The 15,301-nt window shown below is 40.8% G+C and carries 12 protein-coding genes; 8 read left to right on the top strand and 4 right to left on the bottom strand.

Annotated elements, in window-relative coordinates; all coding sequences use genetic code 11:
• Positions 1 to 3: 3 nt before the first annotated feature.
• The 3 genes from S4054249_RS18495 (at position 4) to S4054249_RS18485 (ending at position 5,109) form a co-directional block, all read left to right on the top strand.
• A complete protein-coding gene (locus tag S4054249_RS18495) occupies positions 4 to 552 on the top strand; it encodes a sugar transferase (protein WP_046355689.1) in 549 nt (182 codons plus the stop codon).
• 119 nt (positions 553 to 671) lie between these two features.
• Entirely contained in the window at positions 672 to 2,639 is a 1,968-nt protein-coding gene (locus S4054249_RS18490; protein ID WP_046355688.1) for a polysaccharide biosynthesis protein, read from the top strand.
• A gap of 355 nt (positions 2,640 to 2,994) precedes the next feature.
• The gene (locus S4054249_RS18485) at positions 2,995 to 5,109 is read left to right on the top strand and encodes a YjbH domain-containing protein (protein ID WP_046355687.1); all 2,115 of its coding nucleotides are present in this window, start codon (positions 2,995 to 2,997) and stop codon (positions 5,107 to 5,109) included.
• 820 nt (positions 5,110 to 5,929) lie between these two features.
• On the opposite strand, the gene S4054249_RS18480 is transcribed toward S4054249_RS18485, so the two are convergent.
• Together S4054249_RS18480 and S4054249_RS18475 are read right to left on the bottom strand one after the other, a co-directional pair.
• Positions 5,930 to 7,504, bottom strand: coding sequence for a hypothetical protein (locus S4054249_RS18480; protein ID WP_046355686.1), 1,575 nt, complete (start codon positions 7,502 to 7,504; stop codon positions 5,930 to 5,932).
• Between the two features lie 235 nt (positions 7,505 to 7,739).
• Positions 7,740 to 8,396 (bottom strand): Crp/Fnr family transcriptional regulator, encoded by a 657-nt coding sequence (locus S4054249_RS18475; RefSeq protein ID WP_046355685.1) that lies wholly within the window; start codon positions 8,394 to 8,396, stop codon positions 7,740 to 7,742.
• Between the two features lie 313 nt (positions 8,397 to 8,709).
• Here S4054249_RS18475 and S4054249_RS18470 point away from each other — a divergent pair, with 313 nt between their 5' ends.
• Positions 8,710 to 8,928 (top strand): YgjV family protein, encoded by a 219-nt coding sequence (locus tag S4054249_RS18470; protein WP_046355684.1) that lies wholly within the window; start codon positions 8,710 to 8,712, stop codon positions 8,926 to 8,928.
• On the opposite strand, the gene S4054249_RS18465 is transcribed toward S4054249_RS18470, so the two are convergent.
• Positions 8,925 to 10,568, bottom strand: coding sequence for an amidohydrolase (locus S4054249_RS18465; RefSeq protein WP_046355683.1), 1,644 nt, complete (start codon positions 10,566 to 10,568; stop codon positions 8,925 to 8,927). The two genes, S4054249_RS18470 and S4054249_RS18465, sit on opposite strands and share 4 nt — an antisense overlap.
• 120 nt (positions 10,569 to 10,688) lie before the next feature.
• Positions 10,689 to 10,865, bottom strand: coding sequence for a hypothetical protein (locus tag S4054249_RS18460; protein WP_419555179.1), 177 nt, complete (start codon positions 10,863 to 10,865; stop codon positions 10,689 to 10,691).
• A 238-nt stretch (positions 10,866 to 11,103) separates the two neighbouring features.
• Here S4054249_RS18460 and proB point away from each other — a divergent pair, with 238 nt between their 5' ends.
• The 4 genes from proB to gltX all read left to right on the top strand — a co-directional run bounded on the left by proB (position 11,104) and on the right by gltX (position 15,300).
• Positions 11,104 to 12,222, top strand: coding sequence for a glutamate 5-kinase (gene proB / locus S4054249_RS18455; protein ID WP_046355681.1), 1,119 nt, complete (start codon positions 11,104 to 11,106; stop codon positions 12,220 to 12,222).
• Positions 12,223 to 12,270: 48 nt separating this feature from the next.
• A complete protein-coding gene (locus tag S4054249_RS18450; protein ID WP_052960937.1) occupies positions 12,271 to 13,224 on the top strand; it encodes a GGDEF domain-containing protein in 954 nt (317 codons plus the stop codon).
• Between the two features lie 132 nt (positions 13,225 to 13,356).
• The gene (locus tag S4054249_RS18445; RefSeq protein ID WP_046355680.1) at positions 13,357 to 13,722 is read left to right on the top strand and encodes a glutaredoxin family protein; all 366 of its coding nucleotides are present in this window, start codon (positions 13,357 to 13,359) and stop codon (positions 13,720 to 13,722) included.
• 90 nt (positions 13,723 to 13,812) lie between these two features.
• Positions 13,813 to 15,300 carry a glutamate--tRNA ligase gene (gene gltX, locus S4054249_RS18440; protein WP_039608265.1) on the top strand — a complete coding sequence of 496 codons (1,488 nt, stop codon included), beginning with the start codon at positions 13,813 to 13,815 and terminating at the stop codon, positions 15,298 to 15,300.
• The last annotated feature ends 1 nt before the right edge of the window (position 15,301 follow it).

Raw genomic sequence — 15,301 nt, 5'->3', positions numbered from 1 at the left:
ATAATGATTCGTATACTCGATATTTTCTTCTCGTTATTCGGCTTAATTTTTGCGATGCCATTTTTACTAATTCTCTATATAATTGGGCTTTTTGATACTGGATCTCCGATTTTTACTCAGGTAAGGGTCGGCCGAAACAAAAAACCGTTCACTCTTGTTAAATTCAGAACAATGAAGGTGGATACAGCTTCGGTTGCCAGTCATCTGGCCAGCAGTTCGTCTATTACTCGGTTCGGCAGTTTTTTGCGAAAGACGAAGCTGGATGAATTGCCACAGCTATGGAATGTACTTAAAGGCGAAATGAGTTTAGTTGGCCCGAGACCTGGTTTATTTAACCAAGAAGAGCTGACTCAAGCCAGAGACGCACAGAATATTTATGACGCAAGGCCAGGCATTACAGGGCTTTCTCAAGTTAATGAAATTGATATGTCGACTCCTGAGTTGCTTGCAAAAACTGACAAGCAGATGTTAGATGGCTTAAATCTAACAAGCTACTTTAAGTACATTTTGATGACGGTGACGGGGAGTGGCAGCGGTGACCGTGTCAATTAATGTATTAAAGAGCCCAAATTAACCTCCGTCTAAGGGCAGCTTAATGGCAGTTTTTACATTATTGTGTATTATTTTAAATAAACCTGTGCTAGTTACGTATAGAAACTCAAGGATTTACAATGGATAGTTTGTTCAGTTCTGTTTTAAGGGCACCTCGTTCAAAAAAACGTCTCCTAACTTTATTGATTGATACGTTCTTTATCGTAAGCGCTTTCTGGCTATCTCTAATTGTACGTCTCGACAGCATTCAACCCTTGTTCGAAATTGAAAATTGGTTATTACTTTCAATCGTAATACCGTGTAGTTTGTTTGCTTTTGTAAATCTAGGCTTATATCGGGCTGTGCTTAGGTATGTTGGCTCACATGCCGTTGGCGCTATCGTTGTTGGTACATCGATAAGCACTGTGGTCCTCGTTTTAGCCTCATTTTTTACTAATATAGATGTTCCTCGTACTATGCCTGTTATTTATGCTTGGTTACTGATTTTAGCTGTCGGTGGTTCAAGAATAATGGTTAGAGCTATGATGGGACGTTTAGCTACCGTTAACAAAACTCCTGTTGTTATTTATGGTGCCGGTTCTGCTGGTAGGCAGCTTGCACCCGCTATAGGAGCTGGTGACGAGTACTATGTTAGTGCCTTTATTGATGATGATAAGTTAAAGCAAGGTGCCATATTGCAAGGCATACCAGTAATTGCGTTCGACGGCATATATAGTTTATTGGAAAGTAATAAAGTTAAAAAAGTGCTGCTCGCTATGCCCAGCGAAAGTCGTGCTCGGCGCAAAGAAATTTTAGCTCAACTGGAGAACTTACCAGTAGAAGTTATGACAATACCAGGCATGGTAGATGTTGTTGAAGGACGAGCGACACTTGATGAAATAAAAGATGTCGAAATCGAAGATTTGTTAGGTAGAGATCCAGTTGAGCCTAAACAGAATTTACTGAATGCGAATATTATGGATAAGTCTGTAATGGTAACTGGTGCAGGTGGTTCTATTGGTTCTGAGTTATGTCGTCAGATTATAAAGCAATCTCCATCAAAGCTTGTTCTATTTGAACTCTCTGAGTTTGCGCTTTATTCGATCGAAAAAGAATTAAGTGAAGTAATTCGAGCTAGAGAGTTGAATATTGAGTTGATCCCCATAATGGGCTCTGTTCAACACATAAATCGTTTAGAGACCTGTATGATTGCCTTTGGTGTTCAAACTGTATACCACGCTGCGGCCTATAAACATGTTCCTCTTGTGGAACACAACGTGGTCGAAGGGATCCGCAATAATGTATTTGGTACTTACTATTCTGCAAAAGCAGCAATAAATGCCAAGGTAGAAACATTCGTGTTAGTGAGTACGGACAAAGCTGTACGCCCTACGAATGTGATGGGCACTACTAAAAGGATGGCAGAACTGTGTTTACAAGGACTTGCTCAAGATAAACAAAAAGGTATTCATAATACACGTTTCTCGATGGTTCGTTTCGGTAACGTCCTCGGGTCGTCTGGTTCTGTGGTTCCACTATTTCGAAGACAAATTAAAGAAGGTGGGCCAATTACACTGACTCATCCAGATATCACACGTTTCTTTATGACCATTCCAGAAGCTGCTCAGTTAGTTATTCAAGCGGGCGCTATGGGCAAAGGCGGAGATGTATTTGTTCTCGACATGGGGGGATCTGTCAAAATTAAAGACTTGGCAACTAAAATGGTCCATTTGTCTGGATTAGAGATAAAAAGTGATTCAAATCCGCATGGTGATATTGAAATTCAATGCACGGGGCTTAGACCTGGTGAAAAACTTTATGAAGAGCTTCTGATTGGTGATAACGTTCAAGAAACTGGACATGAGCGGATTATGACGGCACAGGAAGTTATGTTGCCACTTGCCGAATTAAAAGTGTTTTTAGAGGCACTAGATATCGCATGCCATAATTTTGAACATGAAAAAATCAGAGAACTCTTATTGGATGCTCCGACAGGTTTTGATCCAACAGATGGGATTTGTGATTTGGTTTGGAATGCAAAAACTGAGCTTGAGGAAAGCCATAGTAATCGACAGGTTAATGATAATAAGGTTATTAGCTTCAAATAGTACTTACTGTCACTGTAGTTGTTCAGATTATTTAGGGGAGATAATGAGATACGAATAGCTCGTTTCTCCTCTTTAACAAAAGCGCTATTTTGGGATATCAAGTCAGCTGATTAAAGTGGTAAAAAATTGTGCGAAAAAAAACACAACTGTATATGAATGGTGACTAGGTTATTATCATAGGTGTTTTTTAGCGATTAAAACTTCATACAAAACCTGCCACCCGTATTTCAAAAAGCCCATTGCAAAAACTTTCTTAATACCTAAAATTTATCATTTTTTCTTCACGCAGTTTGCTTACAATGCTATATTGCAGCGCATAAATCTGGATTAAATAATAACCTTTGGACCGTGGATCATGTCTAAATTAACTACCTTACTTGCAACAGGGGTTGTTGCAGTTGCAGTACCTAGCTTTGCATCTGAATCTTTAAATACCTATCAAAACTTTACAGGCTTTACTGGGTTAATCAACACAAGTAACGCAAAGGTGCTGAGTAAAGGTTCGTTTGGTATTAGCTATACCAATATGTTAGATAGTTTTGGCAGAGAGTTTGTCGATGGTCACAACTTTGTGTTTTCTGCAGGGCTGTATGATGGGTTGGAAGTAAGTGGCCAAATCGCTTCACACAGTACTCATGATAACTTATTTGATCCAAGAGTAAATAATGGAGATGAACAGCAAAGAGATTTATCTTTTAATGCAAAATATCAGCTATCTTTTCTACCAATAGACTGGTTTGACATTGCCGTTGGGGCGAAAGATATTGGTGGTGCTTTAAACAGGTATGAAACATACTTTGCTGTTGCGTCTAAGGAGTTTTCTGACTTTAGGTTTTCATTGGGTGTTGCTACTAGTGAACACGAAGCAGGCGTGAACAATGGCTTTTTGGCGGGTATCGAGTGGATGCCTGTTGATTGGTTCGCACTTCAAGTAGAGCATGATGCAGAAGCATTTAATGCCGCAGCAAGGCTGACTGTGCCTGAGCAGTGGCTATATGATATAGGAAAACTTACATTTAGCAGTCGGTTTTATAGTAATACAGAGCACTCTGAAAAAGATGTGTATTGGGGGGTTGATTTTGTTGCTCCATTTAACAAGGCAGACCAAACTTATAAATCAAAAACTGCGGCTGCGCCCGCGCCAATTAAAACTAATCATCCTGCTAAAAATAATCCACTTCAGAATGCCAGTGAGGCAGATGTGACAAAGCAGGCCAAGCCTGTAAAGTCTGAGGTTGTAGCCTCATTGGACAAACCGGAATTGAATCGGTTAGCAAGAAAGTTACGAAATGTACTGATAGCTGACGGCTTTGAGTCTGTGAGAGTTGGCTTTAATACGCAACCTGTTGTGATTGTATCATTTGAAAACGCAGTGTTTAACCATAACGAAGTAGATGCCTTAGGTCTTGTTGCCGGGCGCATCAGCGAATTATTCTCAGGTACTAATGCTGAGTTTGTTTTGCAGTTGAAAAACCACGGATTACCCATGCTTGCTCTTTCAGGAGATGTAAGCAGTTATGAGCGCTTTATCAACAATAATGAACGTCCAGTCGTAAAAGCAAAACTTGGCGCAATGCGTAGCATTGGGGGCGTGTCATGGGTAGGGTTACATGCCTCTAACACTTCTTATTTTAAACCTCGAGTGACAATCAGTCCTGAGCTTAGCTCTACTCACGCGACAGAGCTTGGTGTATTTGATTATTCATTAGCTCTTCGTGCAGATTTTACGGTTCCCGTTTGGAAAGGGGCTGGCTTTAATGTTTCTGCACAGACAGTTGTTTCTGAAAGTGATGACTTTAAAGAGTTCCGCGCATTTAATGAACGTTCGGAGCACAATGGTGTAAGTAGCGCCTTTTTCTATCAAACTTATGAGTTACCTTGGGGGATCTACAATCAAACTAAAATAGGTTTCTTTAGAGAGTTTCATAAGTATACAGGTATTATTAATGAGACGGCTTGGGTTAGTCCTGAAGGTGATCACAAAGTAACGAATACATATGGTTTTTTTGATTACAAAGACTATGATGCGGACCGCGATTATCATACGGTAGAGTATCAATATAATTGGGCTGAAAAAGATATTAGTTTTCATGTAACCGGTGGTAAATTCTGGAGAAAAGATAGCGGTTTTAAAGTGGAAACACGATTCTGGTTTGGTGATAGTTATGTTGCGGTATATGGAGAAGAGACTGATGCACAAGTTGCAGGTATCGCATTGAGTATTCCATTGTCCAAGCGTAAAAGCATGAATGTGACGAGGTATGGTCAAATTAAAGGGAACCATGCATGGCGACATCAAGTGGGTACACGTATAGGTAATAGTAGTAACTACTTAGTTTATCAGCAGGCGTATGCACCAAAGAGTAACATTAGTCTTAACAGAACCTTCTTTAATCAAGGTCGTAATTCAGTAGATTATATTTATGCAAATCTAGAGAGGCTACGAGAAGCTTACCTTACATATAAGTAAGGTGAGAGCTTAGCTGACACTTTATAGGGTTAAAACCTCGGTGTCAGCTAAAATGATACCTGTAATATATACGTCAACCCCACCACAATCCTCCGTTCGCAAGTAGAGCTACTATTAATAAAAGAGTGAGATTGTACAATGCGACAAGTAAGCACTCCAAAACGTAATTTGTAATTGATGGGCTGTATGAATGATGCATAAAGCTATGGGTATCTAATAGACTTCTTGAAGTGCTTGATAATGACCACCGTCAGTCGTTAAGGGTAGAGAGACAACCTTTGAGGCTAAGCTGCCATTAACACGTATTTGTCAGTCTGGGGAGTAAAAGGCAGTTTCTAGTGCATAAATGATATGTACTAAATACTTTGGAAAACTGGACTTCTAAATAATAGTTAAAGAAGCTTAATTTATGATAAGGAGAGGTCTATATCACGGTGGCGATTTGAGAAATTTAATCATAGAAAGGTAGAATCGGCTTTTTATTAGTTTGAGTTATTTTATGGTTAGATATTTGCAATCATGAATGACGTCATGAAGCTTTAGGGTTGCGAGCTTTTATGGGCAACCTTGAGTACTTAATGTAAGTAATGAACCTTACTAAAAGTAAGTGGGGTACCGTACTAGTTCCAATCGTTATATTTTTTTGCCTTAACTAAGCGGCTTAACAGGGGTATCTATTTCCACATGTACCCGTCCAGTATTTTGTAGTTATGATTACTAATCTGATTATTTAAGCTAAAAGCTATGCTAGAGGTCATATTGTACGAGCATGCAAAAAAAAAAGCTGCGAATTCGCAGCTTTATGTTCAGTTTACTTTAATTAGCTTCCAGAGCCTGTAACTGTTTGAACTGTACAGTTATCACGCGCAACGTTGAATGATGGGTTATCACCACCAGCAACGAAGTCAGCCACTGTTAGCGATGCATTACCTACATCTACACCTACAGGGATGACAGAGATTTGGTAAGTTGCATCGTTCTCTAGACCCGTTAGAGAGTATGTGCCAGCAGATGTCTCAGCAGCAATTAGAGGAGCCTTGCCAGCTTGATTGTAGCGAACTAAAGCACCAGTGAAGTCTAATGTTGTATCAGGCGTATCTGAGTTACTACATGAGTATGTCAGCGCAAATGTTTGGTCTGTGTAAGTAACTTGTGGAGCAAGCTCTAATGTAATCTCACCACATAACTCAACAGCGCTTGCTGAACCCCAAGAGTTCCCGTTGTCATCTTGAACTACGATGTCAACAGTTGAAGTTGCCGTGATACCTGCTTTTTGAGCTGCATCGGCAGTGAAAAGCGTACCGTTTGACTGTTTAATCTTTTGGTTAATTCTTAGAGAGTTAGACGCAATACTTAAGTTTAAACCAGATGCAGGCACTGCTGTACCTGTGAATGCAAATGATACAGGAGTCGAACACGCAGCTACTGATTCTACTGGTACGAAACTTGAAAAGTTCGATGTTTCAAACGTTGCTGGGAAGCTAGTGCCACTTAGCGCACCTAAAGTCGCATCGCTGCCTAAATCTGACCACTCACCAGTTACTTCGTTATAAGTGAATACATCAAAAGAATCGCCTGCTGCAAGGCCATCTTTGAAGTCACTCGCAATGTTAGCTGTTAGTGTTACTGCTTCAGAAAGCTTCTTAACTGCTGTACCGCCAGCATCGATGTTTACAGTAACAACTGCTGCAGGAACTAATACCTGACCAGCACCAGCAGTGCCGTTATTTAAACCAGCTGGAATAAGGTCAGCTGCACTTACGTCACCTTCACCAGTGTCAGCACTTGCAATAGCGATAGACACTGCACCTGATACAGGGTTACCATCTGCATCTTGAAGTTCTACGTCAGTTGAAATCGTTAAGTTGTCTGACTTAACTTCTTCAGCAAGCTTACCACCAGTAGAAGTACCAGTTACTGTTGTAACTACACCTTCTGCACTGATTAGTTTAACTGCTACGTCAATCACGTCTTCATCAGATGATAAATCAACTACAGCACTGTTCTGGATGTAGTTGTCAGCATTAACTACAACCACAAAGTCATCAGCTGTTACGCCGTCAGCAACCTTAAATGTGAAACTACCCGTTTCAGAACTAAGTTCTGTGATTGCCGTACCATCAAGGTCGGTAACACCTGTAAATGCTTCACCATCAGCTAGGAAGCTGATTGAAGAAGAAACAACATTGTCGTTTGCGTTGTCTGTTACGATCAAAGAAATGTAAGACGATAGTGCTGGTGGAGTGTCAGGTGAAGGAACGGTTACTGTACCGTTACCTGGATCTGGCGGAGTGACTGTGACATCGTTATCATTGTCGCTGAAACAACCTGTTAAACCAACTGTTAAACCCAATGCAAGGGCAAGTTTAGTTAGCTTTAAATTTTTATTTCCCATGATTTTTACCTTTTCCTTTAAATACAAGTAAACTGAGAGTTTTAACCAATTAAGTGCAGATGTAAGACAGCCTTGCCCTGCATGCAAATTAGTGAATTAGAGGATAAGCGTACATTAAATGTTCGTCAAGTGAACTAACCGAACTTTATCCAAAAATTCACTTTTAATAATAACACACTGATCTAGAATTGGGATCTGAACGCCACAATGTTAATAAAATAATAATATGACAACTTTAGAGCTGAGAAAAACCATCTACAAATTCGTTTAAAGCATCTAAATCAACCGGTTTTAAACCTGCATTTGTTCTTTCAATTAATCCTTTTTGCACAAGTTCACTCACGACACGACGGTATGCCCGTTCTGTTGTTGCAAATCTTTCAGCTTCAGCGCTGACTGTTGAATAAGCACGAAGTAATGTAGAATGTTTGTCTTCTGCTCGCAATAAACAGTCTTTAGCAATATTGTAGCTCAGTGGTAATAGCAGCTTATCAAGGTTAATTTTTTGGTTTTCGGTGAATTTAGCCGCAATAGTCTGAGCCGTATATAGACTTAAATCTGGTTGCTCTAATAATAATTGTCGCCAGTGCTTAAGCTCAATTAAATTGTATTGCACATCACTTAAACAGGTTACAGTATAGATGCATGGTTGATTGTTGAGTGCTTCTATTTCACCTATCAAAGTATTGTTGCAGTCCAATTGCCCAAGTAAAAGTCGTCTACCGTTACCTACATCATAGCTAAATGAAACAGTACCACTTCTGACCAAGATCAATTTGCTGAGCGGTTCATCTTGGTGGATCAGTATTTCTTTCTTTCTATGCTGAAAACTATTACCTGCAAAACTGAGTAATTGCTCAACCAAGGTGGTTGAAAAGTGATATTGGAACATCTGGTTAGCTCTCGGACAATTGTCCTATTTATTAAATTAGTATAAAGATAGCATGAACTGAGTTATTCAAAGCTATACACGTTGTTTATTTTAAGACTTTATTCTCGCTTATCCTTAACTAAGTGAATTAATTACTCCACTGTTCGAGTGTGAACTAAACTATTCATAACGCTCATAATTAATGGAGCAAGTGTATAGAAAATTGCGCTACACTTGCGCGCTTTAGGCTCAAATGTAGTCTGTTATTATCCCTAAAAATGACTTGAATATCGTTTTAGCCGCCAATGCTAACCTAACTATGAGGAGAGAACAAATGACTTGGGAATATTTAGGCTATGTGGCCTCTGTCTTTTTGGTTGTTTCTCTTATGATGACCAATGTTACTAAGTTGCGCTGGTTTAACTTAGCTGGCTGTATTTGCTTTACAGTCTACGGGGCAATGATTAGTGCTTGGCCTGTAGTATTGACCAACGGTTTGCTCGCATTGGTCAATACCTATCATTTATTCAAACTATTAAAATCTAAAGACTAATTGCGTTTGTATTTTTGCTTGCCAGCAATCCATGTTTGTTCGACTTTAATGTCAAAGATCTGGGCGTTTTCAACTGTAAAGTAATCGCGGTCAATTAAAATGAAATCTGCCCATTTCCCATGTTCTAGGCTACCTAGTTTAAACTCTTGAAAAGCCGCATACGCCGCGTCTAAGGTAAACGCATTGAGCGCTTGTTGTTTTGTTAAGCGCTCTTGGTTTCTCCAGCCTTTCTTTGGTTTCTGTGCCTTATCCATTCTGGTGACGGCTGCGTATAAACCATCAAATGGATTAGCGAGCTCAACAGGGAAATCAGAGCCAGCAGCCACTCGGATATTATGTTTTAAAAACGTTTGCCATGCATAAGCGCCTGTTAATTGTGAGTCTCTTAAGCGATCTTCTGCCATATGCATATCCGATGTTGCATGGACGGGTTGCATTGATGGGATAATTTTTAATTGCTTGAAGCGAGGAATATCCTGAAGGTCAACAATTTGTGCGTGTTCGATGCGATTTCTCAGTAGCTGGCCTCCAGTATGTTTAAAAACGTTCTGATAGCTATCTAATACAATTCGGTTGGCACGATCTCCAATGGCATGCGTATGTGCACTAAACCCGTGTTTAACACTTAAACGAATGAGCGACTCTAAGGCTGATTGTTGTTCAAGCATTAAACCTTTGTGTCCAGGCCTGTCTTTATAATCTTTTAAGAGCGCAGCCCCACGGCTGCCAAGCGCACCATCTGCATAGATTTTGATGCTGCGTATAGTCAGGTAGTCAGTTTGCTCTTTGACTATGCCAGCTTTGAGCATTTCTTCTAGATCTGGATCTGAGGCGCTTAACATGGCATATATTCTCAAAGGCATAGAATGCCGCTGCGCTCTGCGTTTATAGAGTTGCCACGTTTCTTTATCAATGCCTGCATCATGTACTGACGTTATTCCTAAACTTAACAAATGATTTGCTGCAGTATCTAACGCATTGTTTAATTGTGTAGACGACCGTTTTGGTACTTTGTGTAGTACCAGTTGCTCGGCTTTGTCGATGAATATCCCACTCGGGTATTGGTTGGCAAAGCGAATGATTTCACCGCCCTCTGGTGACATTGTATGCTGAGTAATATGTGCTAATTGCATTGCTTTAGAATTCACCCAGATAGCATGTCCGTCAACTCGGGTTAAAACAACCGGTCTGTCAGACACATATTTGTCTAGATCATGTGCTGTGGGGAATTTATTGGGAGACCATTTAGTTTGGTCCCAACCTCTGCCAATAAGCCAGCCAGACGGATTTTCTTTGGCATAGACTTTGAGCGATTCACCAACTTCTGCTACCGACTTTGCTTGGCGAAGATCAAGACGAGACAGGTTCTCGCCAAGACCAATAACATGGCCGTGAGCATCGATAAGTCCCGGTAACATGGTTAACCCTTTACCATCTATGGTAGTTGACTGGGGGTATTGTTTGATGGTTTCACTATTGCCTATTTTTACTACTTTACCATCCTTTATTACTAAAGTGCTGAAGCGTTCGATGTCACCTGCTCGAGTCGGGGTGTATCCATTAACGTTGTGGACCACTGTAAACTGAGCTTGAACCCAGTTACTTACGAGACACAAGCAAAGTAGTAAGAGTTTTTTCACGGTGATACCTTTTTTATAGTTATGATATTTATAAATTAATTATTTTTTATTCGATATCAAGTTTTAACGTTAATTTAAAGGCTTAAGTTCCGTGTAGTGAGCGTGAGGTGACAAATAAACTTAATCTTCTTTGTCTGATTTAATGGCGATTTTGATGGCAATGATAACAATGGCAAACATCAAAAAGGGAAGCGCAGCGAGGCTATACTCTGCCCAGTGATTATTTTGGTAGCTTGGTTGCAAAATAAAGTGTCCCCCAATACACAGTGCAATGCTGATCAACAACAAGGGGAGCATTATCAATTCCTTTTTGTAATTTGGCTTTTTCATCATCACCTCCGAGTAAAAGTATACATGCCATGCCTTAACTAAATTTGACGTTGATCATAGTTCATGTCAGTGGGTTTAATGAAACTCACTTTAATATCAGGGCTGTGTCCTTGAAATAAATTCTATTAATCTGTTTGTTTAGTATTCAATGTTCGTTATGCATGGTATAAAAAAAGTCTGTTAAAGATCTTTGGTAGTAGGTCAGATGGCTACGAATAAAGTCATTGTTATAAAGTTAGGAACTAGTGTGCTGACGGCTGGTGGAGCACTTTTAAATAAACCTAGGCTGGTGGAACTTGCGAGTCAATGTGTAGAACTACGCGCGGCAGGATGGCAAGTGATTCTCGTTTCTAGTGGCGCAGTTGCCGCTGGGCGCGCAGCCTTGGATGAGGAGATCGGCAATTCTATTGCGGAAAAGCAAATGTTGGCTGCCATTGGGCAGGGGCAGCTCATTCATTTGTGGCAAAGCTTGTTCTCGATTTTTGACGTGTCCGTTGCGCAACTATTATTGACTCGCGCTGATGTTGAGGACAGATCACGGTATTTGAATGCCAGAGATACGCTTACGCAGCTGCTACGCCACGATGTGGTCCCTATTATCAATGAGAATGATGCGGTGGCCACAAGCGAAATAAAGGTAGGTGATAACGATAATCTATCTGCAATGGTTGCCATTTTAGCTAACGCAGATCGATTACTTTTACTGACAGATCAATCAGGTTTATTTACTGCGGATCCTAGACAAAATCCTGATGCACGTTTGATCGAGACGGTAGGCGAAATTAATGAGCAGATCATTGCACTTGCTGGAGGTACAGGTACTTCACTGGGAACTGGGGGGATGGCGACGAAGTTACAAGCCGCTCAGATCGCCCAGCGCGCAGGTATCGAAACTGTCATTGCCAAAGGCAGTGAGCCGAATGTTATCGCAAATATTCAATCAGGCTTGGCAAAAAGTACCAAGTTTATTCGTTTTGATGCCCCACTCGATGGGCGAAAAAAGTGGTTACTTTCAGGGCCTAGATGTAGTGGATCGCTTTTCTGTGATGAGGGAGCTATTAGTGCTGTGTGTTCTCAGGGGGCCAGTTTATTGGCCAAAGGCATTACTGATTTAAGCGGCCAATTTAAACGTGGTGACCTTATTGAACTCAGGAGTCCTGAAGGTAAGGTTATTGCTAAAGGTTTGGTGGCATTTGACAGTCAAGAATTGCAAAAAATAAAAGGGCTGCATAGTGCTGATATAAGCGATGCATTAGGTTATCAGGGCGCAAATGTTGTGATCCATAGAGATGATCTTGTATTGTTAGAACACATTGCAACCTAACTAGAAGGGGCTAAGCTATACAATGTGAGGGTGTTGGGAGGTTTCAGTGTGGATATATCGCCATGTGGACATGAGTTTGCAATCAGTTTATTGCAAATGCGCAGTGAAAATAACTTGTATAAACGTATCCAACAAATCCTTACAGAGCTTCTTCCGACTATTCCAATGGCGATGTATTTGGCACCGAGTTTGTCTGAAAAAGAGCGCTTGAAGTTATTGGCTTTATCATCTGCAGACACTCCTCCGGATCTAGCGTACTTGATTGCCAGAGCTGAGACCTTAAAACATCAAAACATTTTGCGTGGAGAAAACCACGTCTGTATTGTACTGAGAAATAATAAGGCGGTAATGGGGCTATTGTGGATTGGAGAAAAGTTACCTATTGCTCGCAGCTTTCTAATTGCGCATTTAATTAATGTCTTTTATCACCAACTCAATACGCTCGCTTTAAGTCGCATAGATCCCCTAACTCAGTTACTTAATCGGCAAACTTTCGACGATAAGGTTATTGAAATTACTACCGGAGAAGGGTTTGTAATTGAAAGAGAACAACAAGGAGTCCGAAAGTGGTACTTGGCGCTGTTTGATATTGATCATTTTAAAGTGGTTAATGATAATTTTGGTCATGTGATTGGCGATGAAGTCCTGCTGTTGGTTGCCCAGCAATTGAAAGATAATTTCCGTGCTGAAGACTTTGTTTTTAGGTATGGTGGAGAAGAGTTTGCAGTGTTGTTTCAAGCACATGATAGAGATGAAGCAAAACTACTGCTAAATCGCGTCAGACTGGTTATTGCACAGTTTAAGTTCCCACAAGTTCAACGCTTAACCATCAGTATTGGCTACACTATTTTAGAAGAAATAGCCCAAGTCTCTGAACTAGTGCATGAAGCGGATCTTGCCCTTTATTATGCAAAGAAACACGGTCGAAACCAAGTCATTGATTTTGAAGAGCTGGGTATAGCTGGACAAGCAAAAGCAGAAACCGATATTGAGCTGTTTTAATTCACTCTTTTGAGAAGTACAGCAGTATTTGGTTTGAAACACCGTTCATGAAATATACTTTATAGGAACTTTTGCGCGTAAGTTGTGCAGTTTTATGGTATTCTAGCGCCGATTTTGACTGGGAGAATATTCATGAAACTGATCCGTTGGTTGCTTGGTCGCCTTATCTTATTATTTGACTTTATTTTTACGCCAAGAAGTAAAAAGCGCACGGCTCAAGCACAGCAGCAACTCGACACGATTACGCAAAATCTGAAACTATATCAGTTTAAGGCTTGTCCTTTTTGCGTCAAAGTAAGACGCGCTGCAAAACGTGAAGGCTTAAAGCTTGAAACACGTGATGCAAAAAGCAATGCAGCTTATCGGCAAGAGCTGCTCGAACAGGGCGGAAAAGTCAAAGTGCCTTGTCTGAGAATTGAAGAGCAAGGTCGTGTGACTTGGCTTTATGAGTCCAGTGATATTGTGAACTACCTTCAAGGGTTAGAGCGCTCAGCGTAAACACAGCCAATATGTTAGCTATTTTCCCCATGCTGAGGCTGTGCTAGCATTCCATTTATTATTTTAAGTAACGAATTTAAGAGACATATCATGACAATCCGTACACGTGTTGCGCCCTCTCCGACAGGTGATCCGCATTTAGGTACTGCTTACATCGCCTTATTTAACTACTGCTTTGCAAAACAACAAGGTGGTGAGTTTGTATTGCGTATTGAAGATACCGATCAAGTAAGAAGCACGCCTGAATCAGAGCAAGCTATTATGGATAGCTTACGTTGGTTAGGTCTTAATTGGGATCATGGTCCAGACGTTGGCGGTGAGTTTGGTCCATACCGCCAGTCAGAGCGCACAGAGTTATATCAAAAGTTTGCTCACCAGCTAGTGGAAGAGGGTAAAGCGTTCTACTGTTTTGCAACAGCAGAAGAGCTTGATCAAATGCGTGAAGAGCAAATGGCTGAAGGTCTTCGTCCTAAATATGATGGTCGTGGTTTACGTTTAAGCAAAGAAGAAATTCAAGCAAATTTAGACGCTGGTAAACCTTATGTTATCCGCATGACTATTCCTGAGGAAGGCACGTTTAAGTTTAACGATTACTTGCGTGGTGAGATTGAGATCCCTTGGGAAAACGTAGACATGCAGGTTCTGTTGAAAGCGGATGGTTTTCCAACTTACTTTATGGCGAACGTCGTGGATGATCATCACATGCAGATCAGCCACATTTTCCGTGGTGAAGAGTGGATCAATTCTGCGCCTAAGCTGTTAAAGCTGTATGAAGATCTTGGTTGGGAGGCACCTGTACTAGGTCACTTGCCTTTACTACGTAACCCAGATAAATCTAAGCTGTCAAAGCGTAAGAACCCGACTTCTATTAATTATTATAAAGAAATGGGCTTCTTACCTGAAGCTGTACTTAACTACTTAGGTCGCATGGGCTGGTCAATGCCAGATGAGCGTGAAAAGTTCACCTTAGCTGAAATGATCGAGCACTTCGATATGAAACGTGTATCACTGGGCGGACCGGTATTCGATGTCGATAAGTTAAGCTGGTTAAACGGTTTGTGGATCCGTGAAAACTTATCTGATGAAGAGTTAATTCAGCGCTTTGTTGATTGGAAGTTCAATGCGCAGACACTAGCTCGAGTATTACCTGAAGCCAAAGCACGTATTAATACGTTATCAGATCTGGTCGATCTTGCTGGTCACTTTGTTGGCGGTATACCAAGTTATGATCCTGCATTATTGACTGCTGGTAAAGCAGATGATGCCGTGATCACCCAAGCACTTCAGTTCTTTATTTGGGAATTGGAAAAGCTTCGTAGCTGGAATAAGTCTGAGATTTTCGCAATTGCAAAAAGTGTTGCGACGTTCCATGAATTAAAGATCAAAGAGTTCTTGGAGCCGATTTTTGTTGCGATCACCGGCAAGACGTCTTCAACGTCTGTTGTGGATGCGATGGAAGTACTGGGCTCAGATCTTTCTCGTGCACGTCTACGTGTGGCGCTTAACCACATCGGCGTGTCAAAGAAGCAGGCTAAAAAGCTAGAAAAGGCATACCGAGAGTATCCAACAATCGGCTAAC

Origin of the sequence: Pseudoalteromonas luteoviolacea (assembly GCF_001750165.1) — a bacterium.
Classification (GTDB): Bacteria; Pseudomonadota; Gammaproteobacteria; order Enterobacterales; family Alteromonadaceae; genus Pseudoalteromonas; species Pseudoalteromonas luteoviolacea_G.
The sequence above is the reverse complement of the archived record's forward strand: the minus strand, read 5'-3'. Positions and strand labels throughout refer to the sequence as shown.

Coding starts and splice junctions, on each gene's coding strand:
- proB (WP_046355681.1), top strand. CDS start 11,104: ATGGCTACGAATAAAGTCATTGTTATAAAGTTAGGAACTAGTGTGCTG.
- S4054249_RS18470 (WP_046355684.1), top strand. CDS start 8,710: ATGACTTGGGAATATTTAGGCTATGTGGCCTCTGTCTTTTTGGTTGTT.
- S4054249_RS18495 (WP_046355689.1), top strand. CDS start 4: ATGATTCGTATACTCGATATTTTCTTCTCGTTATTCGGCTTAATTTTT.
- S4054249_RS18445 (WP_046355680.1), top strand. CDS start 13,357: ATGAAACTGATCCGTTGGTTGCTTGGTCGCCTTATCTTATTATTTGAC.
- gltX (WP_039608265.1), top strand. CDS start 13,813: ATGACAATCCGTACACGTGTTGCGCCCTCTCCGACAGGTGATCCGCAT.
- S4054249_RS18475 (WP_046355685.1), bottom strand. CDS start 8,396: ATGTTCCAATATCACTTTTCAACCACCTTGGTTGAGCAATTACTCAGT.
- S4054249_RS18480 (WP_046355686.1), bottom strand. CDS start 7,504: ATGGGAAATAAAAATTTAAAGCTAACTAAACTTGCCCTTGCATTGGGT.
- S4054249_RS18490 (WP_046355688.1), top strand. CDS start 672: ATGGATAGTTTGTTCAGTTCTGTTTTAAGGGCACCTCGTTCAAAAAAA.
- S4054249_RS18485 (WP_046355687.1), top strand. CDS start 2,995: ATGTCTAAATTAACTACCTTACTTGCAACAGGGGTTGTTGCAGTTGCA.
- S4054249_RS18460 (WP_419555179.1), bottom strand. CDS start 10,865: ATGCTCCCCTTGTTGTTGATCAGCATTGCACTGTGTATTGGGGGACAC.